The following is a 26,281-nucleotide window of genomic DNA, read 5'->3' as shown; positions in this document are numbered from 1 at the left end:
TTATGGAACTTTCATTTTTCACCGCGTTAATTTGGTACAGAACTCTCTAAGGCGGTGTTAGTCATGTTTCATTCTAGAAAAGAACGCCAAAGTGAAATCGAAGTCGTGACCATTGAAGAACTGGTACCCTAAGATCACTTGCTTTGTAAGATTGATCAATACATAGATTTTTTATTTATCCCCGAAAGAGTACGTGCAAGACAATGGCCGTCCTTCTCTTGATCTTCTTGTGGTATTCAAAATGATGTTTATCGCCTATTTCTATGGGATTCGTTCGGAACGGGAATTGGAAAGACAAAACGATAATAACGCAGCCCGTGCAGTTCTTTGGAATCTGCGAAGCTACGTTCCACTTTTTCTTTTCTCATTCGATAAATCCACTTGCCTTCATTCTAAAGCCGGTTCAAAGGCATTACTGACAGCTGCCTGTCAGTACATGAAAAAGACTACCGTTACGGGCGGGCGAATACTACGAGACTCCTGCGGAAAAACGGGCGATCCGAGACCCCGCAGTGTGGGTTTCACGAGGAGGCACGGGCGTTCGTCCGCCCGTGCACAAAAAAAGTTTGCAGAAAAACACGGGGTTTCTCTACAAGCTGAGTTAATAGGTATTTTTTACTTTCTGCAGATGAGTTTTTTTGAAATGGTCGGGATATTTTAACCCATAACCTATCATTCGGTCCATTCCTATATGAGCGATCCAGATGAGACTTAATGATAAAAATAACGGATGATGCCACATCATACTAAGAACGAGAAGGATTAATGGGAGTACATAGGTATGTCCTGCGTTATATGAGATCGCGCCAGCTTTTTTATTAAACATGTATCCTAGTATTGATAGATCAGGGAGGAATAAACAAAGGAAAAACAACCACCAACTTCCCCCTTCATGCGCATAGAAATAAAGCGAAGCCAGTAACACGGCAAGACCTTCAAAATGTAATAGTGCCTTACTCATTAAATTCCTCCTTACTCTCACTACTGTATGGTATATTTCTTTATAATGTTAATTCTTTTTTTTAGTTTCCTCATAGTTTTTTTATAGTCTATGTTTCTTGTAATAAGAGCTTACCCTTATTACGGATAAGCTCCTCATTAAACTTGATCACTTTAACTTTCTTTTTTCTTCTAAAAGCCGCTGAAATTCCTTCTCTAATTCTTCCGACGGATCGATACTCAAACGGCTGAGTACTTCTGATATTTTTGTCTGCAGCACAAGCCTTTGATCTTCATCTACATTGCGCTCGTTATTTAGTTCTTTATTTTTGAACTGTTCATAGGTCCCTTCAAACAGTTCGATCTCTTGATTTCGTACAGAAAGAATCCGGTCTGCAATATTTTCAATAAACCGCCGGTCATGGGAAACGAAAATGACTGTACCTTCATATTCCTGCAAGAGGGATTCCAACGCCCGGGATGCTTCGATATCAAGAAAGTTCGTCGGTTCATCCAGGATCAATGTATTGATATCACTCAGGAATAACTTCGCTAAAGCGACTTTGACCCGTTCTCCTCCGCTCAAAACCTCTACACGTTTATACACATCATCCCGATAAAAATGCAGCCTGGCAAGCACCGTGCGAATGAGCGTTTCTTTCTGCCTGGAGGTGGAGCTGACACTTTCTATAATCGACTTCTCTAAATTTAAGATACTAAGGTTCTGGCTGAAATAGCCGATTTTCATGGAGGGAGAAACCGTAATTCCTTCCGTCTTCTGAATGATTTTTTTCACCAGGGTCGTTTTGCCACTGCCATTCGGACCGATGATCGCTATTTTATCACCGCCACGGACGTTAAAGCTTGTTTTTTTCCATAGAACTCGGTCTGCTATTATACCGGAAACGTCCTCGACCTTTATCATAATCCGTCCTTTAAAAGTCTCTTTATTAGGCAGGTTCATTTTAATGGAAGGGACTTCTGTTACTTTTTCAACCTTTTCCAACTGTTCCAGCCGCTTTTCGATCGCTTTCCCTGTTTTCTGCAGCTTCTTCTGTTTTTTAGCAAAATACGGTTTCGCACCGGTGATTTTCGCTTCCGATGGGCTGACATTTTTAGGTGTTTTTGTTGCTTTTTCTGCCTTTTTCTCTTTTAATCTCATAGCTTCTTCCAGCTGTCTTTTCTTGCTTTCATATTTTTCAAAAGCGGCTTGCTGCTGACGAAAAATAATTTCTTTCTGAGCCGCATAATCACTGTAGTTCCCTGAATACTCTCTAAGTTTCCCGTCTTCCATCTCCCAAATTTTTGTACAAACAGCATCCAGGAAAGCACGGTCATGGGAAACGATCACGAAAGCACCTTTCCAATTAAGAAGCTTCTTCTCCAGCCATTCAATATGCTCAGTATCCAGATTAGTCGTAGGTTCATCAGCCAATAAAACCTCCGGAGCTTTAACCAGGGCTTGATTAATATATTCCTGAGTCACTTCCCCTCCACTTTTTACTGGATCTGTGTGCTTTAACTGCGGCAGAAGCTCAGCGATCGCATGGTGCAGCACTCGTCCCTCTTCAGGCTTTATTTTTCCTGAGAACACGTTTAATAAAGTGGTTTTCCCGCTTCCGTTAGGACCGACAAGACCGATTCGGTCATCTGTATGAATAGATAGATGCTTCACGTCAAGAATTAAACGGTCCTTTATATAATGTTTTACGTTATGCGTTTCTAAAAGATTCATATACTCATCCCCTATTCACCAATTTTCCAGGGACATAAAAAGCCCCCTATCCGCGTTCAGAATAGGAGGCATAAGTATAGGTGGACACAAAAGGAGGATACGTCTCCCTTATTGGTTCAACTATAGAAATCCCAATCCTATTCTGAAAACTCCGATTGAAAAACAGCACAAAGCAGGCAGTATAACTCTTCTGCTCGGTACGTGCTCTTCAATTCTTTGCTTTCGTAAAATAGGATTAGTACTTCATCTAGTTGGGTCACCCTTTCCGGTCTTTATTTAACGTTACTTTATATGATATGTGAAGAAGTGTCAACCGGAACTTCACTGCCTTTTATAACGGATTCCGACTCAATTCTTAAAGGGACTGCAGACATGTTCAAATCTTGATTAGGAGCTCTTTCAATATCTTCCGCAGTTTGTTCCTTCCTTCTTCTCTAATTAAGTGAAGGTGAGACATAAGTTCAGCTATGACAGCAAAAAATGAGCAAATAAAAATTGAATAATATATACGCAGAACATTAGCGTAGTCAAAATGCGTAGACTCCTGTGGGAATAGCGAGAGTGGAAAATCCAGCAGGAAATCGCTCTTTGTTTTTCGAGGAAGGCTTAAGGCCGTGCCCACGAAAAAGCGAAGTGTTTTGAGTTGGCGATAGTAAAAATCCTTTCTTGCCAAATAAATAATCCGAACTGATTTCAACAAAATCGTTCGGATTATTTTATGCTTTATTCAGTTTTGCCCCAACCTCATGAATTCTTATTTGTTTCCCGGCAGTGGTGCTTCAGGTGATATAATCTTCTGTTCGCGCAGTTCCTGCCAGAATGCTTCTGGAATAACGGTATCGAAAGCCTTTTGATCTTCTTCAATTCTTTCCGGACGGCTTGCTCCTGGAATAGCCGCGGCTACGGCTGGATGTGCCAGTGTAAACTGCAGAGCTGCCGCTTTTACACTGATTCCGTGACGCTCCGCTATGCTTTTAATTTTTCCGACTCTTTCAATCATCTCTTTAGGCGCTTCCTGATACTCAAAATGTTTTCCTCCTGCAAGAACTCCTGAGTTATAAGGCCCGCCGGCAACGATACTCACATTCTTTTCCTCTGCATGGCGCAACACGCGCTGCAGTGCCTTTTCATGATCAAGAAGGGTATAACGTCCCGCCATTAGGCAGAGGTCAGGGTTGGATTCTTCCAACTCCATAGTAATTTCGATCGGTTCGACTCGGTTAACCCCAAGGCCCCAGGACTTAATTACGCCTTCTTCACGAAGTCGAGTAAGCTCTCTAAATGCACCTGTCCGAGCTTCTTCAAACTTGGACAGCCACTCATCGCCGTGGAAATCCTGAGCAATATCGTGCACATAAACAAAATCTAAACGATCCGTTTGCAACCGCTCAAGACTCTGTTCGATGGAACGCAGCGTTGCGTCTCCACTGTAGTCTGTCACCACTTTATTATTGCGTCCATGTTCAAAAAGCTGTCCTTCAGATGGCTTCTCCTCTTGATCGAGCATGTATCTTCCCACTTTTGTACTTAACACGTACTCATCGCGGTTACGCTTCGATAATACTTCACCAAGCCTTAACTCTGCCAGGCCGGCACCATAAAACGGAGCGGTGTCAAAATAACGGATGCCGTAATCCCAGGCTGTATCAACAGTTGCCTGCGCCTCTTCTTCCGGAATATTGCGATACATATTGCCTAAAGGTGCCGTGCCAAATCCTATATTGCCTTTCAATATACTGTGCATATTTAAAACCTCCAGTTGAATGATTGACTCACTCTACCTATTATTTATCCGTCACTCTCTATTATGAAACGTATCCCAGCTTTAGAAAAGTACGTACTTATAAGTAAGGCAGGCACTTGTGAGTAACCTTGGGCGATGATTATAATTCCCTATAACTTTTTAACGATAATTCGGCAAGGGTGTTTAGTTGCTTCCACAATGGGAATTAATGTAACTAACATGATTAAGTATCCTTCAAGCAGACATGGATCTTCCTACCCACTGCAAAGGAGTGAATGATGATGGAACACGTAAAAGCACTGGCAATTAAAGGTCTTATGACCATTGTAGGGCTTTATCTGGTCCTTGGATTAGGCTTTGACGTTTCGTTTCTAACCATTTTAGCCATCACCGTAGTGCTTGGCGCAATCTCTTATGTGTTTGGTGATTTATTATTATTTCCGAAAACAACAAACATGGTAGCGACTACAGCAGATGTGGGGTTAGCCATAATCATTATCGCCATCGTAGGCTCCATGATGGGCAGCCCAGACCAATCTTCCTGGATTTCAGCAGGTGTTTTAGCAGGTATTGTGCTTGGAGCAGGAGAGTTTTTCTTCCACAGTTATATGGCTAAGAAACCTGAGTTACGTGCTTCTTTTAACCATTAGGGGTTGTTTTTCTCCCCGACGTTAAACCTTAGCTTTACAGTAGACATTAAAAAGGTCCCAAAAGGCTGTTCCGCGGGGGAACAGCCTTTTGTCATTTTGCTTAACCCAGCTGATGCTCCTAATTAAACAAAAAGTTTCCAAGCAGACCAAAAAGAAGCATCAATGCGATTCCACCAAATAAGAAATAACCGATTAACCTAATGGGCAGAGGAAGTTTACCTTCAGTGGGTTTTAGCTGACCTTCCACTTTCTGCTGATGTTCAACAGCGTCATTGAACGGTTGATCTTTTCTTTCACCTTTATCGGCCACTCTAGCTCCTCCCTTCACAATTTTGCACTTAATTATAATTTTTTATTTTTTCAACCCTGAGCCGCATAATGACAGAACAACAGTCTCATTTGGCTGAATGATCATTTGTTTGTATTCCTTATACGCGGCGTACGTGGCAGCCGTGGTAGGTTCCACATAAAACCCTTTGCCCGCCAGTTCCCGCCTGGATGGTTCAATGTTTTCTTCAGGTGCTGTAATGATGGTTCCTTTCGTGTCTTTAATGGCCTGGAGAACCTGATCACCTCTAACTGGGTTGGCGATGGCGATCCCTTCTGCCAGTGTTTTTGTTGTTTTTACAAGCGATACGCTTCTATTTTCATTATAAGCCTCAGCAATTGGAGCACACCCTTTCGCTTGGACAGCCACGATTTGAGGCAGCCTGCTGATCACTCCAGCTTTTTTGAGGTTTTTAAACCCGATGTACGCCCCCAAAACAAGCGTCCCGTTACCGAGCGGAAGAATAAGTTTATCTGGGGCCTCATAATGCAGTTGTTCCCATATTTCAAATGCGAACGTTTTTGTCCCTTCATAGAAAAAAGGATTATAGACATGGCTCGCATAAAAAGCAAGCTCAGATTCAACAGCTCTCTTAGCTCTCTCCGCTGTGTCTTCACGCGATCCTGGTACCTTCACTACTTTTGCCCCGTGTGCTTCGATTTGGGTTAATTTTTTCTCAGACGTGGAAGAGGGCACATAAATATTGCATTCTATATTTGCTCGTGCGCAGTAAGCGGCAACAGCTGTCCCTGCATTTCCACTGCTGTCAGCGATCACTGAAGTGACTCCAAGCTCCAGTGCTTTTGCTATGAGTACAGCAGCTCCTCTGTCTTTAAAGGAACCCGTCGGCATTAAATAATCCAATTTCAATAGAAGGGGATTCTCTTCTGAATCTAATCCGACCAGCGGTGTCATGCCTTCGCCGAGAGTTACTTTTGAATAGCCATCGGAATGATCAAAAGGCAGTGCTTCTCTATACCGCCACATGGTCGGTTGGCGATAACCGATTTCTTCTACTGGGAAGCTGACGGGGTAAGGTTTAAGATTAAACAGCCCTTGCGGTGGTTTCCATTGATGCTTGTTCGGCAGGTACTCTTTATGTCGGTAATCGGTGTATAGATAGACCATGCGACTTCAGCTCCTTGAAGTATGTTGGTTTTAACTTTAACATAAAGCTTGCTTTACAAGCAGTTATGTTTATAACCATGATGGAGCGGGAAGAAAATATATAACCCTACTCCAGCAGAAAGGATGAGCACTATGGCTAAAAACACACAGTATCAGCCTATAAGAGGGAATAAGGTCGAACTATCAGACGCTCAGGAAGTTCGTTATGCGAAGGAATTTAAACAGGCGGATATTGCCGGGGGCTACCGGCAGCCGAAAGTAAAACAAGCAAAAAGAGAAAATCCAGACTTAATAAAATAATGTTGATATAAGTAAAGCTGTCGAGAAAATCTCGACAGCTTTATTGATTTTGTTATTTAAATACAAATACAAATTACCTCAGCTGCTTCTTTTGGGTTGCCAAAAAAAAGAGACTGGAAAATAGTGCTCCCTTAACCCTTTATTATTAAATGGATCATAAGAATGCATCCTTTTATGAAGAACTAACATGACGTTCTCTATTGCGGTCGTTTGTCATATTTGCTCTCTTCGTAAGACTAATATATATAGTTAGGATAAGACAGAAGAAAAGCACGGTATGGAATAGAACGTGAAGCGTATTTGGCACGATCCCATTCATTTCCGGCAGGAATGAATGAGTATTGGAAAACATTGACTCATATTTGTCTGCTCTCTCTTCTGCACCGTAACTGGAAAAATAAGGGATCCACCAATCTAATAAAGCTCCCATACTGATAAAGCTCTGGTGAATGATTAACCATAACTTAACCCATAGCGGATAGGGCCTCCCTCTAAAGAAGAGTACCAGCCCGAGCAGTAATAGGATCTGAACTGTACCGATAATAGTAACCACCGTAAGTTCAGCGACAGATCTATTCTCAAAGATCGCGTTCACATCATTGAGTGAGCCTAGCGGCACGATATCCTGTACAACCATGAAAAGCAGGATAAACGTTAAACCTGCCATTAAAAGTTTTTCTGACTGCCGAATCTCCCTTTCCATACTACCCCTCCTCAACTTAACCTATTCTATTAGCATAAAATAAAATATATTTCCCTCCATTTTCTCTTACTAAAGAAGATCTTCATGATCAGCATAACCGCCTGCCTCTATTCCATATCCTGCAATATTTACGGATCATACTGGAAAATTCCGTGTCTTTATCCCAGTAATACCAGTGGTTACAGCGTTTTTTTATTTAAGATGTGACATTTTAGTTTCATTAAAAATTTTTGATTGACGCATTAAATAATCGCTAATAAAATGTGGTCACGTTTCAGAGACAAAATCTCTTACGTGATCACTTTTTAATGGAAGGGAGGAGTACGTCATGCTTTATCGCTCTTTGGTTTATCTAGCCGGGATGCTTATTAACTTTTTTGGGGTCGCGCTGTTGATTAATGCTACACTGGGCGCTGGTTTTTGGACTTCATTCTTCATAGGAGTATCTGATCATCTCGGATTTACCGTTGGATTCTGGTACGGCGCATTTCAGCTTCTCATTATTTTCGTCAACGCAAAGTTAATGAAAGCAAAGCCTGAGCCAAGAGCTGTGGTGCCTGTATTATTAGAAAGTCTGATTTTGGACTTCTGGCTGGAATTCGTATTTGCCCATGTGGACCTTTCCTCTGCCCCATATGTATTACAGGTACTGGCTTTATTAACAGGTGTAGCTATTATTGGATTGGGAGTAGCTATCTATATTCTTCCTCAATTCCCACGGGCGCCCGTTGATCAGTTGTTCTTAGCCGTCAGTGCCCGCTTTAACTTAAGTATTCAATCAGGCCAAACCGTAGTCGCGGTTATCATGACTTCTCTTGCCTTGATTATTGGGGGACCGGTTGGGTTAGGAACAATTGCACCGATGATATTTCTAGGTCCTGTTATTCAATACTGCTATACAAGAGCCTATCCGCTCTATTACAAGCTTCATCCAGATGGTAATCAGGTATATGAAGAAGCTATCTAAGTCTTCCTCTTGTGAGGAAGACTTTCAGGCTGTCGAGAAAGTCTCGGCAGCCTATTTTTTCTAAATTCTTTCATTTTTCTTTTGCTCTTTCTTTAAAGGATTCTCTGTTCTGGAACGCTAGTTGGTTTTGGTGTTCCTCTGATTATGGAAACGGAATTATAGTCTGAAGTTCATGGATAATTGTCGGTCTAACATCCAATCCCTCCCTTTTATGTATTCCTTTCATTGCACAAGAAAAAAAGAGTGACTTTCTTTTATCCATCAAAGAAAATCACTCTTTTTCGTTTTACCTCTGTTGATGCCACGATGAGCGATCGGTGGTGACGCCTGGTCGATTAAAACCGGCCACGGCCGGTGCGTCGCGGGAACAGCGCGGGCCGAAGATCCACTTGGTCAAGTGATCTTCTCGACCAAGTTAGCTGAGGCCGTGCCTGCGGCAAGTATCCACCGATAAGTGATTCGTGAGAACCGACAACCAACTTTAAAAGCAGAAATGACTTTTTCAGTGGCCTCGGAAAAACAGGGGTTTCTCCACAAGCTGTAAGTCTTCCTCTTGTGGGGAAGACTTTTTTTAAACACCTTGTACGGCTGCTTCTGAGGAGAAAAATGATGTGCCGAAACTCAGTGATTAGCAGTCCCGTCATTGAATCGTCATGATTCAGAATTACCAACCACAGAACCTTTTAATAAGTGTATGTCATACTCGATGCAGCTGCACTAAACAGATTATTAAAGGACTGGTGGATCAGGAAAACTGCTTTTTGTAGGTTTCTCTTAATTCGGACGCATTGTATTTCCATTTCACCTGCTGACCGTGGACGATTTGTTCAAGAACATCAATGCATCTGTGCCAGCCCGCAGCCACATATTCAACCATATCCTGATCATCAAACGTATGAGTGAAGAAGAAACGGCAGCCTTCATTCTCCTCTTGCAAAGAAATTTCAATGAGATCCTCAATTTCTCTGAAGTTAAAGACATGAGGGGGTTTTAAATCCAAGATGACAGCTTCATATGCCGCCCCTTCCCCGTCGTCAAACTGAATTCTGCCTCCTTCTTTTAAATCCATCTCTCCTGTGGCGAACGGATACCATTTGGTAAAAGCCTCCGGATCAGTAATCACTTGAAAAACTTTTTCACAGCTGAAAGGAAAGAAGCGTTCAAACTGTAAGGCGTAACGTCCATTCGAAGGGAAGAGTTTTCCATATTCATCCAATTGATTTACCTCCTTTATAGTATAATGCTTTTTACTTAGAAATCACATGATTCTTTAATACACCAATTCCACCAACCTCAGCTTCCACTACATCACCCGGAGATAACGGCCCAACCCCAGACGGCGTACCCGTGTAAATAACGTCTCCCGGACTTAACGTCATGACTTCTGTAGCTTTTACGACCAGGTCTTCTATGGTGTGTATTAAATCGTTCGTGTTCGATTCCTGCTTTACTTCACCGTTAAGCTTCAGCTTAATTGATGCGTTGTTTGGATCCAGATCCGTTTCAATAACAGGTCCGAGTGGTTTAAAGCCGGCGAAAGATTTAGCTCTCGTAAACTGGCCATCTTTTTTCTGTAAATGACGGTTAGAAACGTCATTTCCGACGGTATACCCGAAAATAAAAGACAATGCTTCTTCCTTCTTCACTTCTTTGGCTTCTTTTCCGATAACGATCACTAGTTCGGCTTCATAGTCAATCCGATGGTCAAGGTTAGGCAGCGTAATTTCAGTCCCGTGAGCGGTTACGGCACTTGGCGAAGCCATAAACATCATTGGCTCCTCCGGAATCGGCTTGCCTGTTTCTTCAGCGTGTGCTTCATAATTCAAGCCGATACACAGTACCTGACGCGGCTCCACAGGAGTGAGCACCTCGACTTCATCTAAAGCGAATTCAGTAGATAGCGGGCGTGTTTCGCCGGTTATGTAATCACCGTCAAGCTGAGTGATTGAATTCCCTTTCACGACACCATAATAGATTTGATTATCTTTTTGAAAACGAATGTATTTCATTGTTGATTTCCTCCTTCTCTCTTTCATTATTTCGATACAACCTTAAGTGAATCCTCTTTATAAGAAAGAAACTTTCCCTCCGTGCATAAAGTTTCTTTTTCCCTTCCTCCTAAGGCAGCTTGTTGCCGGCAGCACGGTACAGTTCATACCATTCGGGACGTGTCAGTTCGATGTGTGAAGCCGTGGCAATGTCTTTTAATCTCTGCGCGTTCATCGTGCCGACAATAGGTTGAATATCAGCCGGGTGACGAAGAATCCATGCAGTAGCGATCGCAGTATCGGTTACATTATGCTTCTCTGCCAGTTCCTGCAGCTTGGCGTTCACTTTAGGGAAGGCAGCGTTTCCAATAAAAGGCCCTTCAATCATGCCGTGCTGAAAAGGCGACCATGCTTGGATTGTCATGTCATTTAACCGGCAGTACTCAAGCGCATTTCCATCCCGAACAACAGCCGGATCATTCATCATATTGACGTTAAAGCCCGCATCGATCATCGGCGTATGTACGACACTTAACTGGAGCTGATTGACGATTAAATCGTCCTTCAAATATTTTTTCAAAAGCTCCATCTGCATCGGGTTTTGATTACTTACCCCGAAGTAACGGACTTTCCCGCTTTCTTTCAGTGTTGTAAAAGCTTCAGCTACTTCTTCAGGCTCCATTAGAACATCTGGACGATGGAGAAGGTAGCTGTCAATATAGTCAGTTTTTAGTCTGCGGAGACTCCCTTCAACTGATTCGAGAATATGTTCTTTGGAAAAATCGAAAAACCCATCACGTATGCCGCACTTGGTCTGCAGTTTAATTTTTTCACGAACATCATCATTCATGTTAATCGCTTCTGCGAATACTTCTTCGGAATTCCCTTTACCATAAATGTCGGCATGGTCGAATAAATCTACACCTAATTGCAATGCGTTATCAATAACATGGGCAGCGTCCTTCCGGCTGAGCTCGCTGATGCGCATACATCCTAAAGCGATTTCACCAACTTCTAAATCACTACGGCCTAATTGGATTTTCTTCAAAATAAGCACCTCTTTCCCTTTGTTTCTTCTATCCTATCACTTCTCAAGAGCAGAGTAACGAGTCATGCTTATCTTCTAATATAACTAGGACTCGGATAGTTAAGTAAAAGAAAAGGCCTCTCTTCCCGTTGGTAAAACAAGGAAAGAGAAGACCTTTTTACAAAAAACAAGTTAGAACTTCACTTGAACTTTCTTATTTTCTTCACTTGGTATATTCAACCATACCTCCTCATTCTCCTGGTCATAATAATAAGTTCTTTGTTTTGTTTCCAGCTCATCCTTACTGTCTGCTTCTTTATATTTTTGGGCAGCCGCATGAACCTTCCTTGGTTCTGGTTTTTCCTCTAATTTCACCAGATATGAAGAGAATTCATCAGCATTTTGGCTGTTACGCGTTATTTCTACTTTGTTTTTATTTTTATTAACAATGTCGAAATACTGATTATAATCTTCGACAGCACGAAGCTGGACGTTAGCCAGGGTTAACGAAGCCCCTCCCTGCCCCTCAATAAGACTGCCGGCTTTTAACACATCTCCTTCAGTTACTTTAATATTAGAAATAGAAACCTCAGACATTTCTTCTTTTTCTGGAATGTCAGCTTTAAGGGTGTCTTCCCCGTTTTCAACATATAAGGAGGCCTCGTCAAAAGCTCCATTTCGTATTACATCAGCTGTCAGTGTATAGACTCCAGGTCCAGGAACCACATACTGCCAAGTGTCAGAGGAAAACGCCTCTTCCCCACTGATTTCCAAAGCTCTATCCTCGATCGAAGTGTTCACCATATTGCTTCTGCTCCAATGGTCAAAGCCATGGCTGAAGCCGCCATTTCGCAAGTTTGATGAATTTTTATCTACTGACTCGCCTAGCGTTAAGGAGTCTAAATTAAAGTTACCAGAAGCATAGTCCACTTTCACAAGGTTTGTCCCCTCTTGTAGTTCTACCTCTGTTCCTTGTTCTTTCCATTTGCCATCAGTTGATTTCATTGCCACAGGCAGTTCATCCGTAACGTCACCGCTTTCCTCTTCTCGAACCTTAACAACAGCTTCACTTGCTTCTTCTGCAGCATACTTTAAGTCTAAGTTATAGACGCCTGTATCTGGAACGCTGATCGCATAAGTGACACTTTCTTTTTCCTCGTCTATATCACTCAAGTAGCCAAACCCTTCATGACCGTCTGTTTCCTTGGAAAATTCCACACCTTTTGTATAAGAGGCTGCTTCAGCTTCAAAGACTTTATCCACTTTGGATGGGATGACTTTTAAGAACCCACTATCATGCGGTTCTAGCGTTACAGAGTAATCAGACTGGAGTCCAAGGTCTTCATGCGTCCAAACATCACGTACTTGACCTTCCCCTATGCCAAGTTCTTCTTTGAAATCAAAATTAAAAGTCTGACTCTCATCTTCACGGTTAAACAAACCGACAGCCCATGAGCCATCTGGAAGCTGACCTACCCAGCGCTGGCTGTCTCGATTATCATTGGATTCGCCATAATGTTCTGCATTTTCAAAGATGGGCTTTCCGGCTAGCCCCATTTTATTAAACTCAATCAATTCGGTGTTTTGATAGTACTTATAATTTTCTTTAATCGTGTCATACTGATCAGCGATTGCAATCGGAGATCCTGCGAGCGTATAGAGGGATAGAGTTGTTTTCTTCTCATTTTCCGAATGATCCCCTTCAAACGTATTCAGCTTCAAAAAGTCTCCGTCTAAGAGCATGCTGGAGCGTCCGCTGATATCAGAGAAACCAGTAAAACCTTGGAAAGAGTTGGCCCACTGCGACCAGCCTTCCTGCCATTCTTGGCGCCTTTCACTAATATGGTCCCAGCCGCCGCCAAATGCATCTTCATTAATTCGAATCATATCTCCATACTTTTGTTCAAGTTCTCCATGATTATATAAGTGAGGCATAACCAAACTTAAGAACATATCATTCTCTTCGGCTGCTTCAGACATCCATTTTAAATGCGTTTCGTAGTTGTCTCTGCCATGCGGATCTCCCACTTTCCCAAGGTTCGGGTCCATTCCATCTTCATACCATGAGATAAAGTCAACACGTAAGAAATCAGCGCCTTGTTCTTTGAAAAAGTCGATATACCCTTTCACATATTTTTCAGCATCTGGATGTTCCACGTCTATCCAGTAAAGAGCACGTTCATTTCCCTGTCCGCCATTAAAGCGATCACCATCAGTCGGGTCGTCAGGGTCACCCTGATCAATTAAATCTGCGACATAAGTGGGGCCATCTGGATCATCTTCCGTTCCTTTTACGATATATTTATCTGGATTTTTTACAACTTCCGGACTTACCCAAAGCGGATTATAATAGATTCCAAAATCCATGCCCTGCTCGTTAATATAGTCACCCCAGAATTTCCAAGTATGGCCATCCGGGTATTTTTCAGATGGATACTGGAATTCCTCTTCGCTTCCATCCTCCTCAGGCTTTTCTCCAGTCTTGTATAATTTCACGTCATCCAACTGGAAGGAACTGTGCTCTCCTGCTGCATCTACATTAAATTCTACTGTCAGCTGACCATTGGTTACTTCGGCCTGAAGTTCAAAAAGTCCATAGCGTGCTTCCCCGTATTCATTGGCTATTCCATCATTTAATTCAACGATCTGTTCAGGTACATTCTCGCCATCAGCAACATCTTCATAATCGGTTAATTTCATATTAGCTGAACTCGTACCATCCAGATAATTTTCAACGTCATTTGGAAACTTCACTCGAGCTTCAACGGTATAATTGCCATCTTCTAATCCCTCTACTGTTTGCGAGATTTTGGCTGTATGGGGTTCAGGATCATAGACATATAATTTTAACCCATCATAGGCATCGTTCGCATCGACACCCGTAGATGCATCCGTATCGATGGTCCATCCCTCTGTACCTCCTGACTCAAAATCCCCATTGATTAACAATCCTTCTGCTTCTTCCTCACTTCCATCCATATTCAGGGGACGCGACATCCAATTATCGTTATGACTCACCACATAACCATTTTTATTTAATAACGTCGCTCCTTCGATCCATCCATCCGTCGCGATCATGTCATATCCATAAGGCTGAAAATTTTCTGCCATCCAATCAATATTTTCCTTAAACCTGTCTTCAGGCATGTATGTATTTTTGTCATGCTGGTGCTCGTAAGTTGAAAAATACATGGGACCAGATCCCTCTCTAGTAAACTCACTGTCTTGAGCAGAAACAGTCGTGGCCAGTAAGGACGATAGAGCTAAAGTGGAAAGCACACAAAAAACTCCTTGTTTACTTACTAAGCTCTTATTTTTAGAAATCCGTTTTCGTGGACGTTTGATCATTTGATCTCTCCTTTTATAATTTTTAAAGAAGTACCGAAAGCCAAAGAAAAACGGGAGAAAATAGCTTCGTAATACGTCCTCCTTTCTCTCCCCTCAGAATTAGTTTAGATTTGAGTAAACGTTTACTCATTTAAAGTCATTATAAGCGTTTACATTTTTGAAGTCCAGTACTTTTTTTGAAAATTAAAATGATTCTGCATTTCTTTTTAAATCTGTATTTATAAAGTCCATACTATATATACAAGCCTTAGAAACCACTTCTCACCACCGTTAGGTAAACGTTTACTTTATTTCACATAAAAAAACCGTAAAAGAAGGCTTACGCCATATCTTTTACGGATTCACGCTCAATAATCTGATGAGGCATGATAATACTACTTTGTGTGGAGGTCTTATCATTTAAAGCTTCAAACAATAACTCTGTTGCTTTTTCTCCCATTTTCCTTAAAGGCTGAGAAAGGGTTGTAAGCGGAGGGATGGCCATTTCAGATATTTTCAGGTTATCATAACCGACAACTGAAATATCATCGGGCACCTTAATATTCATGCGATAAGCTGAAGCCATTGCCCCAATCGCCATTTCATCACTGGCTGCAAAGATTGCCGTTGTATGAGGGGCAGCTTTCATCAATTTCCCAAACATTTCCACACCATGTTCGTAAGAAAAACCTTGAGCTGATACGATCACAGGTGAATCATTACCTAACTGATCTCGCATCGCCGTTTGAAAACCTTCAATGCGCGGAGATCCAGCTATGGGATCTTGTTTTATTCCGCTGATCATCCCAATATTCTTATGTCCTTTTTCTATTAAATAAGATGTCGCTGTATACGCAGCATCGCGATCATCGACTTTCACATAAGGGAGAGGATGTTTGGGAGACTTTGTGGAAACCAAAATGGCGGGTATGTTCATTCCTTTTATGGCTTCATAATATTCATCCTTAATTTCTTCACTGGCAAATAATATGCCCTCGACCCTTTTTTCACTCAACAACTTCAAATAATCGAGTGTTTTCTTTCCTTGCGAGGCCGTATTGCAAACAATTACACTATGTCCTAAGTTATGCGTCACTTTTTCTATTCCATGCAACAACTCAGATGATACCATGCCAGAAATGTCTGGAAAAAGCACCCCAATAGTTTGGGTCCTGGTATTTTTTAGTCCCCGGGCAACAGCATTCGGTTTATATCCCAGTTCTTCAACAGCCTCCATTACTAGTTCTCTTGTCTTCTCTGAATACCCGGCAGTAGTACTATTTAAGATTCTCGATACTGTAGCAATTGAGACATTGGCATAATTGGCTACATCTTTTATGGTTGGATTCATATCCTTACTCCCTTTTCTTATAAAAGTAAACGTTTTCTATTTGGCTGTATCGTACGATATGTAGACAGGGGTGTCAATTCCACTATACACTATTCTGTAAACGATTATTTCCTAACTGTCTGATAAAATACTGCAGGGCGACAACACGCCAATGCAAGGATAAAGGATGAAAGTATTGTGGATGTACCTTAAGAAGTAGTTGCCATACCCGTCATCCCCCCCTTCCGTATCTTTCATAAAGAAAGGCCATCACTCTATTCCATAACGAGAATAGAGTGATGGCCATAAGTTAACCGTACACATTACATATTTTCAAGAATTTTTTCAATTACATCACTGGAGTTTTTAGCAGCTTCTTCTACAAAGTTCTCCTGAATATCGGATGCTTCTTCTCCCGCATCATCAGAAGCTGAACGAATGACGACATAAGGAATCTCATTAAGATAAGCAACCTGTCCTACTGCTGCCCCTTCCATTTCAACTACATAAGCATCAAACGTATCGTAGATCCACTCTGTTTTTTCTTCACTTGCGATAAATTGATCACCCGTGGCAATACGCCCTTCAAATACATCGACATAATCTGGTAAGTTCTTTGTTCCTTCTCTAGCTAAATCGATCAGTTCTTCATCTGCTTCAAAAAATCTCGTATCCATGTCCGGGATCTGACCAGGTTTAAATCCTTTGGCTGTTTCATCCATATCGTGATGCACAGTTTCAGTCGAAATGACGATGTCTCCAAGTCCTAAGTCAGGATGAATACCTCCAGCAACGCCTGAATTAATAAGCTGGTCTACACCAAATTCACTAATCAGCATTTGTGCTGCTACTGTGGCATTTACTTTTCCGATTCCTGATTGGACGAGGACAATATCCTGACCTTTCAGTTCCCCTTCATAAAAAGTTAATTCGCCTTTTTCTGTTTTTTCCTCAACCTCCATATTGGAGCGTAAAAGATCGATTTCTACCTCCATCGGTCCAATAATACCAATGGTGCTGCCTTCTTTCTCGTCTTCTTTTGCTTCCGATGTGTTGTCAGGTTGCTGACCGCACCCCGTTAAAACAAGAGCTGCCAATATCAATCCTAAGACGTTCTTCATAAATGTACTCATCTGTATCCTCCTCAACGCTGTTACTCTTCTAATTCTGAGATATACTTCTGTACAACTTCATAAACGTAATCTTGATTAGATGCTGCGGTATCAGGATCATATTCTCCGTCATTGGTCTTGTTATTGGACAAAATACGAATCCCTAAATAAGGCACATCATAGGCATCAGCCATCTGCGCACCTGCTGCACCTTCCATTTCTTCTACAGAAGTCTCATATTTCTCGTGGAACCACTTGATACGGTCCACTTCATTATTCCATAGGTCAGCTGATCCGATTGTTCCTTCAACGACCTTCCCTTCTTGATGCGTATCTTTAACAGCCTTAGCGGCATCCAGAAGATCTTCATCTCCCTCATAATAACGAATGTTCTCAGCGTCAGGATCTTCTCCCGCACTTCCTTCAGAAGCCATTAAATCCATTGGAATCCAATCTTTCGGTTTAATTCCTTCCCCTTCATCACGGTCTCCTGTTTTTAGCGCGCCAATGTTCGTCGTGCGTTCGCCAAGTACAATGTCATAGACGTGAAGGTCAGGATCATGTCCACCAGACGTGCCCTGGTTAATGATTGCTTTTGGGTCATACTTTTCAATCGCAAGCGTTGTGGCAGCCGCTGTATTTTCCATTCCTTTTCCTGTTTTCACAACAATAACAGGATAATCATTGACTGTACCTTTATAAAAAACAAAATTCCCCGAAGTCTCTTCCTCCACATTGTCGAGCCTATCCGCAAACTCTTCTGCTTCTATCGGCATTGGTCCTTGAATGAGGATCGGCTGCTGTTCTTCTTCTTGGGACTCTTCACTCTCACTTGCTGAACTGCATCCAGCTGCGGCTATGGCTATCGCTGTAAAAAGCACAACCAGTAACCCAAATCTCTTTGTCATGTGGTTTTCCTCCTTGATGGTGTCGCATCCTCGGTGTCTGGCAGGAAGGTTAATGATGGGGAATTTGTTATATGAATTGAAACATTTGCAGGCAGCTAACCTGCTTGACAATAAATTTAAAAATTCCTTTAACCCGTAGTCTGGTTCTTTTCAGCGGGAACCAGGTAGAAACACTCAGACCATATTACCGAGGATATACGAGTTTTCTTATTCTAAAATAAGTACGTTGCCAACTATAGCAAACCAGCGAACGTTAATCAACGCTAAAAACGAATTTTTTATGAAAATATATAAAAAATGTTCGGTTTTTACCAAAACATAAAAAAACCAGATCCGTAGTAGGATCTGGTTTAATTATCTAACTTATAGGTGTACCGTTACATCTGCATCTTCGCGTAGTTCTTCAACTAGTGTTTGCGTCGCTTCAGATTCCTTCTGAGTCTTCACTTGCTCTTCAAGATCCGGCTTAGCGTCTTCATAGGAAGGCATTTCACCTTCGCCGCCCATCTGCTCCTGCTGAGCTTTCATCTGCTCATAGGCTTCTTTAAGCTCTTCTTCTGTTGGTTCAGTATCTCCTGCTTCACTTGCGATCAGCTGATCGACTTTCACTTGTGTTTCAATTTGAGACATAACTTCATCTTCACTCATCCCCTGCTCTTCCAATGCAGAGAGGAATTCATCTGTAGATTCGAGCTGGTTTTGTTCCGCAAGATCTTCAAGTGTTTGATTTACTTCATCTTCTGAAGCTTCATAGCCTTCACTTTCTGCTTTTTGAATGAGAAGCTCCTGACCGACCAGACTCTCAGCTGTTTGCTCTTTCAACTGATCCTGATCAACCTCTTCCCCAGACATTTGAGATTGCATCGCCATTTGCTGAAACTGCTGCTCATAGGTTGATTTAAATTCTTCTTTTCCAATTTCTTCTCCATTTACATCAGCTACAACATCAGGAACATCCTCTAGGTCCGGCTCAGGCATTTCAGCTTGCTCGCCTTCACCTTCACCGCTCTCCTGTTCCTCCTGATTTTCTTCTTCATTTCCGCCCTCGTCACCTTCTGCTGAATCATCACTATTGCAGGCAGCCAGGAACATTACGAACGCTGCTAAAAGTAAACTCAATAACCATTTTTTATTCAAAATGTAAACCCCTTTCCGATTCATGGTGATTGTCATTGTATCACTTGTCTGTCCCATGTAAAATACCACAATTGTCACACAAATGAACTTCTCCTCCCGATAACGCCCTCTAAAAGCCGCCATATAGGGATTTATCAGCCCATTTAGTAAAAAATATATTAAATGTGGAAATTGTGTGTAAAACCCTTATTTGGCAAACACTTACACTTAGAGTGCCACGGAAACGAGTTGCAAATACATTTGAACAAACAAATAAAAAGCCGCCGCATAAACAATATTAAATTGGAACCCGTTCTTAAAGATGCTTAACCCATTCTCACTGCTGAGCACAATCGCAGGGAGGATAAAAGGCGAAAGGAGCGCAGAGATTACGCTGCCCGATGTAATGGACAGCACCAGAAGTTCTGGTGGATACGGCAGAGACACGTTTTGCAATACCCCGCCGACGAGCACAAGCACAGGAAGCGGTCCAATGCCAAAGAAACTTAAAATCATTGGAATAAAAGGTAGTAACGTTAGAAGATTGACAAATGGCACGGCTCCCTCAATTGCTATAATTCCGTCAATCATCGTTTCCCCCCAGCCGGAGAGATTAAGCGCCACAATAACGAGCCCAACCGACAGCAGAATACTGAACTGTTGTGCCTTTCCACGAGCATAGCCTGTAAAGTAAAATTCCATGTTTTTCTTCAAGCTCTTTACCTTGTTTTTTAAAATAAAGTAAAGCAGCGTATACGTAAGAATAACAGGTGGAATAATTTCAAGAATCTCAAGGCCAAACACGCCATGCAGGAAGAATATCGTTCCAAATATCAGCACAAACAAGCTAGCGAACTCAACCACTTCACGACTCAGATGGCCCCTGTCTCCTCCTCCAATCGCTCTATCAATTTCTTCTTTTAACGCCGACGTAATATCAATTTTATAATGCTTCTCTTCAAAATAAGAAAACAAAACAGCCAACAGTACGGCACATAGAGAAATCACCCCGCCCTGCAGCATAGACAGCCATAAAGAAGCATCGAGAAAGTTGACGATAAATACAAAGCTCGGTATGCTGACAACCCACAGCGTACAAAGCGAGAACGCGCGCAACAGAGCTGTTCCTTTAAAGTTCTCCCACGCTTCTCCTTTTCGTTCACCGAGCAGCTGCTGAATGAACTGATACACCGTCTGAATGGAACCGAACAGGAGGAAGAATGATAGAATCTGAGTAATGACCATAATACCGAAGTAGAACCTGCGGCTGGTATTTAAGAAATCCCCCGCAAAGGACATAATCTTTTCAATATAGGGTTCTTCCCTAAGTATCCAGCTGATAATCGGTACGATCAGCAAAATTGCGATCAAACTCGTCATTTGACGAAAGCCTTCAAAAATTCCAACTGTTATAGACGAATCGGACATGATTAAAATTAAAAAAGCTAACACAATCAAAAAGAACGGCAGCATTCTCTTGCTCGCTGGTAAATAGAACAGCGAGAATATCAGTGATAACACTCCGAAGATTGACAATATACTCAGTAAAAAATCACTTTCCACCTGAAGGGAGACATAAAACAATAGGATATATAAATTTACGATGGCGGCATAAGCGTAGGTCGAAACTTTCTTCATCATTAAAACTCCTGACTCTCTTGAATAACTTCTATTATATTCCTGCTTCTTTTTTGAGTCTAATGTTTAAGCATTTTCAAATGATTATAGATCCATAGAATCGGGAACTTCAAATGCCTGTCTATTTCTACTATTTAAAAAGCCGACTAAAGTTCCTACCAATACCTTAAATAGTTTAAATTAACGCAAAATTCTATTATATTGTTTAAATAAGAATACATTTAATCCAGGTGATGGGAAATAAGTACAAAAAGGATAGTGATGAAGAAGATGCTCTACATTTGGCATATCGAAGACATCATTAAAAATATCTTGCACGAGCACCAATTAGCGATCCATACCGAATTCAACAACGAACTTCCGGCACCCATGAGCTATAACGTATCGACAAACACAATCAGTTTTAACTACTTAGAAGTTAACGGATATATAGGTAAAATTAAAATCAATGAATCGAAAAAGAACATCGTTCAGATTATGGTTTATCATGAGATTGGGTATTATTTAACCTTTAAGAAGCACAAGCATGATCTGCGCACGCTTATGTACGGGGAAGATGAAGAAATCGAAGAACTTAAAGCGGAGATTGAAAGAAATGCCTGGGATTACGGTCGGACACTTGTGCCTGAAAGATTGCTGCCGACGTATGACCTGTTGCGGGAGAAAGACAGCATGTTAATTAAAGGATTATAAAAAAATCAGCCTTTTTGCATCTGAGTCAGATCTCAGAATTACATTAAAGGCTGATTCCTCGTTATTCGTTAAAAGTCCGCCAGATGATCCGTTACACATCGAAAACCCATATTGCCTGTGGAGCTGTCCATTGTGTTCGAGCTGCGGGCTGCAACCCGGTAGCGATTGCAATAAGAGTGGTGGCACAGGTAGGATCCGCCTCTCATCACTTTGGAAGACGGATTGTTCGGCCTGCCGGGTACAGCAAACGAATCTGAGCACCATTCCCATACATTTCCAGCCATATGATACAAGCCATAGTCGTTGGTCGGAAATGCCTGCACCTGGGCAGTGCCGAAATAACCATCTTCCTCGGTATTCTCACGGGGAAATTTACCCTGCCAGATGTTGCAGTAATGTTCTCCGTCTGGCATCAACTCATCTCCCCACGGATATTTCTTTTGTTCAAGGCCGCCACGTGCTGCGTATTCCCATTCTGCTTCCGTCGGCAGCCTTTTTCCAGCCCATTTGCAGAAGGCTTCAGCATCATTCCAGGAAACATGAATAACAGGATGGTCAAGACGGTCGTCTATTGATGAACCCGGTCCCTCCGGCTGGTACCAATATGCCCCTTCGACCGCAAGCCACCAGGGTGTCTGCGGCAGCTTCTGGACCTTAAATTTAGGATCAGGGGCGATAAATTGGTAGAAAACAAACGACCAGCCATATTGCTCGGCCTCTGTCATATAGCCTGTCTCTTCTACAAATTGCTTGAAATCGGCATTACTTACCGTGTGCGAGTCGATATAAAAAGGGTCGATTTTCACTTCTCTGACAGGACCTTCTCCGTCAAATGGAAATCCATCTTTATCATCCGTCCCCATTAAAAATTCTCCGCCAGGCAGGCGGACCATTCTTTCTTTTAACTTCACCTTCTTATCTGCCAGCGTTACCTTTGACGCTTTTGTTTTTTTCGTACCTGCTTCAACATCAGCCCGGCTGGCCTGACAGCAGGGTCGTACATTCTCTTCCTTCATGAGACTTCTCCCTTCATAAATCTAAAGTGGTAAAAACGGGATAATGATCAGATGGATAACGGCCATTCACTGTCTTTCGATCAATCTCTGTTTGTCCAATCTTAACATCTGTCGTGCAGAAGATATAATCAATGGGTTCCCCTTCTGTGCCGCCTTTAAAATGATGGAATGTTCGTCCCGGAGCACCATCCAGAGAGGAAAATGCATCTTGCAGGATTAGTTTTCCTCTTAAACTTCGAATGACTCTACTCTCTGGTTCACTGTTGAAGTCCCCCGTCAAGATGATCGGAACCTTTTTCCTTATATAATGAGCATAAAGCCTTTGCCAGAGTAATGCGGACCCGTTTTCTTTCGCTGAAGAACTGATATGGTCGAGATGAGTGTTGTAAACTATAAACTCTTCATAAGGCGCCTGCCTGAAACGGAAGTGCCCCCACGTACAAATTCTCGGAAAATCACTGCCCCAGCTGATGCTTCCAGCAAGCTCAGGCTGTTCAGAAAGCCAGAACTGGCCATAGTGCCTGCATTCTACTGTAAGATCGTTATAGAAAATCGGGCACAGTTCATCAGAGAGTCCACCTCGTCTTCCTTCCCCGATCCATTTATAATCGGATAAGGCTTCCTCAATATCTCTTGTCATGTCAATCAAGGCTTCCTGAATGCCAAGAACATCGGGCTGGTGGCAGCGAACCATCTGTGTAACCTTGTCGGCTCTATGTGGCCATGAATCTTCCCCATCCTGCTCTAAATTCACCCTTACATTGAAGGTACCGATTTTAAATTCCATTATCACACCTTCTTTCTCTTATGAATAAAAGGACCAACTAATCATCTAGTTGATCCTTTGTTAGTTCATCGGATAAGACGGTCGGTAAAAAAGGACATGCCACGTTTATAAGCTGTCAACCCGTACAGCATGGAACTCCAGTCAATTAACGTCACCTTCGTTGGATACCATCTTTCCGGCTGTTCTAAATGCCACCACGAGCAGCGATGCAGACCGTAGCGGTATGCCGCACGTAATTTTTTCTCATCTTCATGATCTTCCCTGTTTTCATAGGTATCAAACGGAAGGTGAAGACGATATAAAGCATACAAATCATAAATTCCCGCCGGATTAACGGGCAAAAAGCCGGCCACGATATAAGCGGAGGCTATATCTCCCGGGGAGTTGTTGATTTGATCAGCATGATAACCGCCATGCAGTCCGTCATTTGGCCCTGCTCCATATCCCCACACATAAGAGGGAACGTCACCAAGTTCTTTCCATTTTAACTGATCGGCGAGACAAGCATTTTTATAGTAATCCCTATAGACTGGACTGTCTGCATATTCAGGAACGAGGTAAAAAGGAAATTGATGGACGAAAGAAGATAAAAAAGATGCCCGTCCATGTGCTCCATTCATGTCTGTCAAAACAGGAATATCGCGATAATGAACTTGAGGTAAGTCCGGGATTTTGTCCTCGGAAAAGTTTTGATACCACAAGTCTTGTATCGCTTCATTTTCCGGCTGTCCAAGCAGCGCCAGGTGAGCTGCCAGTACATATTCGTTAAAGGCGGGGAGCGGCATAATACCTTCCCCGTCTTTAACCACCATATTGATTGACCCTTTCTCTTTATCAGCAACTATAACGTTCCAGTCAATTTCTTTTAACAATGCACGTGCCATCTTTTCAATCTCCGGATCTTTCTCTATAAAATGCTGGCCGGCAAACAGGGCCCCAGCTACTAATAAGGAAGTGTCAATCGTCGAAATCTCAGACTGCATATTCTCTCCTGTTTTCATATCGACAAAGTGGGCAAAAAAGCCTGTTTTCGGATCGCGAGCTGGGCGGCACCCTTCAATATTTCCCATGGCTGCATTTAAAGTGAGCTTCACTTTAGCTGCGGCATCCTGCTCCCAGCCTTCAATATCCGCCACGCAAAGTCCGATCAGTCCGACTCCCGTAGCTGCAATTGAGCATTTTCGTTCTGGATTGTCTTCAAACGTTTTATAACTATCTGCATATAAGCCAGTCTCAGGATGACGGGAAGCCTCAAGCAAGCGGTAGGCCGCCTCATACTGTTTGTCGAAAAAATCCTTCACTTGATCAGGAAGCGTGTCATAAAGCTCAGTAGTATTTTTCAAAGACTTATCCCTCCCTCTGATAGATTTTTATAAATTTCTGGTGCCTTCGTTCCAGACGGTCGGCCGCTTCATTCCTGCCTTCATTGCGCAGCCTCTTCACATAGCCGTGATAATCACCTTTTGTATGAAATGGTCCGCCTTCTTGAATGACATTCCACATAGGATCTGTCGGAGAATCTGAAGTTGCCATTTGTTCGGCCACCCACTCATCCAGCAGCCTAAGCCCTTTACCTACAATCTCCGGTTTCTCATCAACTAGATTGTTCGTTTCATGAGGATCTATCTCTATATCAAACAGCATCAGATCAGGGAAATCCTTCAACCCATCGTGATACGTACGAATCAGCATCCAATTGTCAAACCGAACGCCACGCTGGCAGCTCCATGCAGCCTGACTGACCACGAGGTACGGACGGCCGGCTTCGGCGCCCTCAGTTATTGCAGGCAGAAAACTTGTCCCATCCCAGCGCTCGCTCTGTTTTCCTCCAACATGTTCAATCAATGTCGGACCAAGGTCAATCTGGTAATGAAAATCTTCATCAACATGACCTTCTTTTAAATCCGGACCTGCCATAATCAGAGGTATACGACTTGTAATATGGTCAGCTGTCTGGTGGTCTCCATAAACGTTTAATTCTCCCTGGTTTTCCCCATGATCCGCAGATAGAATAATTGTTGTTTCCTCCAGCATCCCTTCTTCTTCTAAAGCTTGAAGCAGCTTGCCGATATGATCATCTACATGGCGGATCGCCGTATCATATCCATCAATCCAGCGCTTGAAATCTTCTACCGACGCGATTTCCTCAGGCAGATTCGGCCATTGGTTGCGGTCTGGAATCTCCCTAGCACTCATCGGTCCATAACTTTCTCGGTGTTCAGCAATGATCTCATCCGTCAGCCAATCAGGGGCCGGGTCGTTTTCAAATGGATTGCCATATTCCTCAGGCGTACGGTAAGGTGTGTGCGGATCCCAGAAATTCAAATACAGGAACCAGTCCTCTTTTTCCGTCCCTCTTCCTTTAATCCAGCGTAAAGCTTCCCTTGAGACGTCACCAGCCGTTTCACCTGCATGCTTGCCGGTATCATGCATTTCCAGAAAGCCTTCGAGTACATTCCACTTGGCATGGCGGCCAGGAAATGGACTGATCATTGCCGTATGATGACCTTTAAAGCGCAGTTCCTCTACCCAAGCCTGATAAGGACTATGATGATGATTGAAAGGACGATCCTCGCCTATCGGCCGTACATCGGCATCCAATCCGCCGTGGTTAATGGAGCCTGTATGAATTCCAAATCTAGAATTAAACATCGCATTTCTAGAAGGAGCACAGGGCGCGTCCGAAGCATAATAATTTGTAAACCTGACACCCTTCTCAGCAATCCGGTCCATGTTAGGTGATGTGTTGCGGTGGTAACCATAAGACCCCAGGTGGTCTGGGCGAAGAGAGTCAATATCAATGTAAAGAATTTTCATATGAATCTTCCTTTCTTTTAAAATAGAA

Annotated in this window: 23 protein-coding genes, 1 pseudogene and 1 riboswitch; of the genes and pseudogenes, 5 read left to right on the top strand and 19 right to left on the bottom strand. The window is 42.5% G+C overall.

Annotation, left to right across the window (positions count from 1 at the left end; genetic code table 11):
* Positions 1–63: 63 nt before the first annotated feature.
* Positions 64–319 (top strand): annotated as a pseudogene (locus C1A12_RS21430) (transposase); the annotation flags it as partial.
* Between the two features lie 282 nt (positions 320–601).
* On the opposite strand, the gene C1A12_RS16605 reads toward C1A12_RS21430, so the two are convergent.
* From C1A12_RS16605 to C1A12_RS16595, 3 genes are all read right to left on the bottom strand, one after another.
* Positions 602–961: a DUF4260 domain-containing protein gene (locus C1A12_RS16605; RefSeq protein ID WP_101845609.1), complete on the bottom strand. Its 360-nt coding sequence runs from the start codon at positions 959–961 to the stop codon at positions 602–604.
* 147 nt (positions 962–1,108) lie between these two features.
* Complete coding sequence (locus C1A12_RS16600; protein ID WP_101845607.1) at positions 1,109–2,674, bottom strand: Vga family ABC-F type ribosomal protection protein; 1,566 nt, start codon at positions 2,672–2,674, stop codon at positions 1,109–1,111.
* A 754-nt stretch (positions 2,675–3,428) separates the two neighbouring features.
* On the bottom strand, positions 3,429–4,418 hold the full coding sequence (locus C1A12_RS16595; protein ID WP_101845605.1) for an aldo/keto reductase: 990 nt from the start codon (positions 4,416–4,418) through the stop codon (positions 3,429–3,431).
* Positions 4,419–4,699: 281 nt separating this feature from the next.
* Between C1A12_RS16595 and C1A12_RS16590 the strand changes: the two genes are divergently transcribed.
* Entirely contained in the window at positions 4,700–5,068 is a 369-nt protein-coding gene (locus tag C1A12_RS16590) for a DUF2512 family protein (protein ID WP_101845604.1), read from the top strand.
* A 118-nt stretch (positions 5,069–5,186) separates the two neighbouring features.
* Here the strand turns inward: C1A12_RS16590 and C1A12_RS16585 are convergent, their stop codons facing one another.
* Both C1A12_RS16585 and thrC read right to left on the bottom strand, forming a co-directional pair.
* Positions 5,187–5,378, bottom strand: a complete 192-nt coding sequence (locus C1A12_RS16585) for a hypothetical protein (protein ID WP_101845603.1) — start codon at positions 5,376–5,378, stop codon at positions 5,187–5,189.
* Between the two features lie 42 nt (positions 5,379–5,420).
* Positions 5,421–6,524, bottom strand: a complete 1,104-nt coding sequence (thrC, locus tag C1A12_RS16580) for a threonine synthase (protein ID WP_101845601.1) — start codon at positions 6,522–6,524, stop codon at positions 5,421–5,423.
* Positions 6,525–6,656: 132 nt separating this feature from the next.
* On the opposite strand from thrC, the gene C1A12_RS16575 reads away from it, so the two are divergent.
* On the top strand, positions 6,657–6,824 hold the full coding sequence (locus C1A12_RS16575; protein WP_101845599.1) for a YfhE family protein: 168 nt from the start codon (positions 6,657–6,659) through the stop codon (positions 6,822–6,824).
* A 172-nt stretch (positions 6,825–6,996) separates the two neighbouring features.
* Here C1A12_RS16575 and C1A12_RS16570 read toward each other — a convergent pair whose 3' ends face one another.
* The gene (locus tag C1A12_RS16570) at positions 6,997–7,527 is read right to left on the bottom strand and encodes a hypothetical protein (RefSeq protein ID WP_101845597.1); all 531 of its coding nucleotides are present in this window, start codon (positions 7,525–7,527) and stop codon (positions 6,997–6,999) included.
* Positions 7,528–7,855: 328 nt separating this feature from the next.
* On the opposite strand from C1A12_RS16570, the gene C1A12_RS16565 reads away from it, so the two are divergent.
* The gene (locus C1A12_RS16565; RefSeq protein ID WP_101845595.1) at positions 7,856–8,494 is read left to right on the top strand and encodes a YitT family protein; all 639 of its coding nucleotides are present in this window, start codon (positions 7,856–7,858) and stop codon (positions 8,492–8,494) included.
* Between the two features lie 745 nt (positions 8,495–9,239).
* Here the strand turns inward: C1A12_RS16565 and C1A12_RS16560 are convergent.
* From C1A12_RS16560 to C1A12_RS16520, 9 genes are all read right to left on the bottom strand, one after another.
* Complete coding sequence (locus tag C1A12_RS16560) at positions 9,240–9,710, bottom strand: SRPBCC family protein (RefSeq protein ID WP_101845593.1); 471 nt, start codon at positions 9,708–9,710, stop codon at positions 9,240–9,242.
* A gap of 31 nt (positions 9,711–9,741) precedes the next feature.
* Positions 9,742–10,503 (bottom strand): fumarylacetoacetate hydrolase family protein, encoded by a 762-nt coding sequence (locus C1A12_RS16555; RefSeq protein WP_101845591.1) that lies wholly within the window; start codon positions 10,501–10,503, stop codon positions 9,742–9,744.
* A gap of 109 nt (positions 10,504–10,612) precedes the next feature.
* Complete coding sequence (locus C1A12_RS16550; protein WP_101845589.1) at positions 10,613–11,530, bottom strand: aldo/keto reductase family oxidoreductase; 918 nt, start codon at positions 11,528–11,530, stop codon at positions 10,613–10,615.
* A gap of 171 nt (positions 11,531–11,701) precedes the next feature.
* The gene (locus C1A12_RS16545) at positions 11,702–14,857 is read right to left on the bottom strand and encodes a CBM35 domain-containing protein (RefSeq protein ID WP_101845588.1); all 3,156 of its coding nucleotides are present in this window, start codon (positions 14,855–14,857) and stop codon (positions 11,702–11,704) included.
* A 319-nt stretch (positions 14,858–15,176) separates the two neighbouring features.
* Complete coding sequence (locus C1A12_RS16540; protein WP_101845586.1) at positions 15,177–16,187, bottom strand: LacI family DNA-binding transcriptional regulator; 1,011 nt, start codon at positions 16,185–16,187, stop codon at positions 15,177–15,179.
* A 302-nt stretch (positions 16,188–16,489) separates the two neighbouring features.
* Positions 16,490–17,299 (bottom strand): 5'-methylthioadenosine/adenosylhomocysteine nucleosidase, encoded by an 810-nt coding sequence (locus C1A12_RS16535; protein WP_101845584.1) that lies wholly within the window; start codon positions 17,297–17,299, stop codon positions 16,490–16,492.
* Positions 17,300–17,319: 20 nt separating this feature from the next.
* The gene (locus C1A12_RS16530; protein ID WP_101845582.1) at positions 17,320–18,186 is read right to left on the bottom strand and encodes a 5'-methylthioadenosine/S-adenosylhomocysteine nucleosidase; all 867 of its coding nucleotides are present in this window, start codon (positions 18,184–18,186) and stop codon (positions 17,320–17,322) included.
* A gap of 116 nt (positions 18,187–18,302) precedes the next feature.
* Positions 18,303–18,407: riboswitch (purine riboswitch) on the bottom strand.
* A gap of 142 nt (positions 18,408–18,549) precedes the next feature.
* Positions 18,550–19,401, bottom strand: a complete 852-nt coding sequence (locus tag C1A12_RS16525; protein WP_235001643.1) for a SurA N-terminal domain-containing protein — start codon at positions 19,399–19,401, stop codon at positions 18,550–18,552.
* A 129-nt stretch (positions 19,402–19,530) separates the two neighbouring features.
* Positions 19,531–20,940 (bottom strand): hypothetical protein, encoded by a 1,410-nt coding sequence (locus C1A12_RS16520; protein WP_101845580.1) that lies wholly within the window; start codon positions 20,938–20,940, stop codon positions 19,531–19,533.
* Between the two features lie 261 nt (positions 20,941–21,201).
* Here C1A12_RS16520 and C1A12_RS16515 point away from each other — a divergent pair, with 261 nt between their 5' ends.
* The gene (locus tag C1A12_RS16515) at positions 21,202–21,633 is read left to right on the top strand and encodes a hypothetical protein (RefSeq protein ID WP_306417016.1); all 432 of its coding nucleotides are present in this window, start codon (positions 21,202–21,204) and stop codon (positions 21,631–21,633) included.
* A 68-nt stretch (positions 21,634–21,701) separates the two neighbouring features.
* Here C1A12_RS16515 and C1A12_RS16510 read toward each other — a convergent pair whose 3' ends face one another.
* From C1A12_RS16510 to C1A12_RS16495, 4 genes are all read right to left on the bottom strand, one after another.
* Positions 21,702–22,649, bottom strand: coding sequence for a formylglycine-generating enzyme family protein (locus C1A12_RS16510; protein WP_101845578.1), 948 nt, complete (start codon positions 22,647–22,649; stop codon positions 21,702–21,704).
* A 13-nt stretch (positions 22,650–22,662) separates the two neighbouring features.
* Entirely contained in the window at positions 22,663–23,436 is a 774-nt protein-coding gene (locus C1A12_RS16505) for an endonuclease/exonuclease/phosphatase family protein (protein WP_101845576.1), read from the bottom strand.
* A 65-nt stretch (positions 23,437–23,501) separates the two neighbouring features.
* On the bottom strand, positions 23,502–24,779 hold the full coding sequence (locus C1A12_RS16500; protein WP_101845574.1) for a hypothetical protein: 1,278 nt from the start codon (positions 24,777–24,779) through the stop codon (positions 23,502–23,504).
* A gap of 4 nt (positions 24,780–24,783) precedes the next feature.
* On the bottom strand, positions 24,784–26,253 hold the full coding sequence (locus C1A12_RS16495) for a sulfatase (protein WP_101845572.1): 1,470 nt from the start codon (positions 26,251–26,253) through the stop codon (positions 24,784–24,786).
* Positions 26,254–26,281 lie beyond the last annotated feature (28 nt).

This window comes from Halobacillus sp. Marseille-P3879, from assembly GCF_900240285.1.
In the GTDB taxonomy this organism is placed as follows: domain Bacteria; phylum Bacillota; class Bacilli; order Bacillales; family Halobacillaceae; genus Halobacillus_A.
Note: the sequence above shows the minus strand (reverse complement) of the source record. Positions and strands in the feature narration are given on the sequence as shown.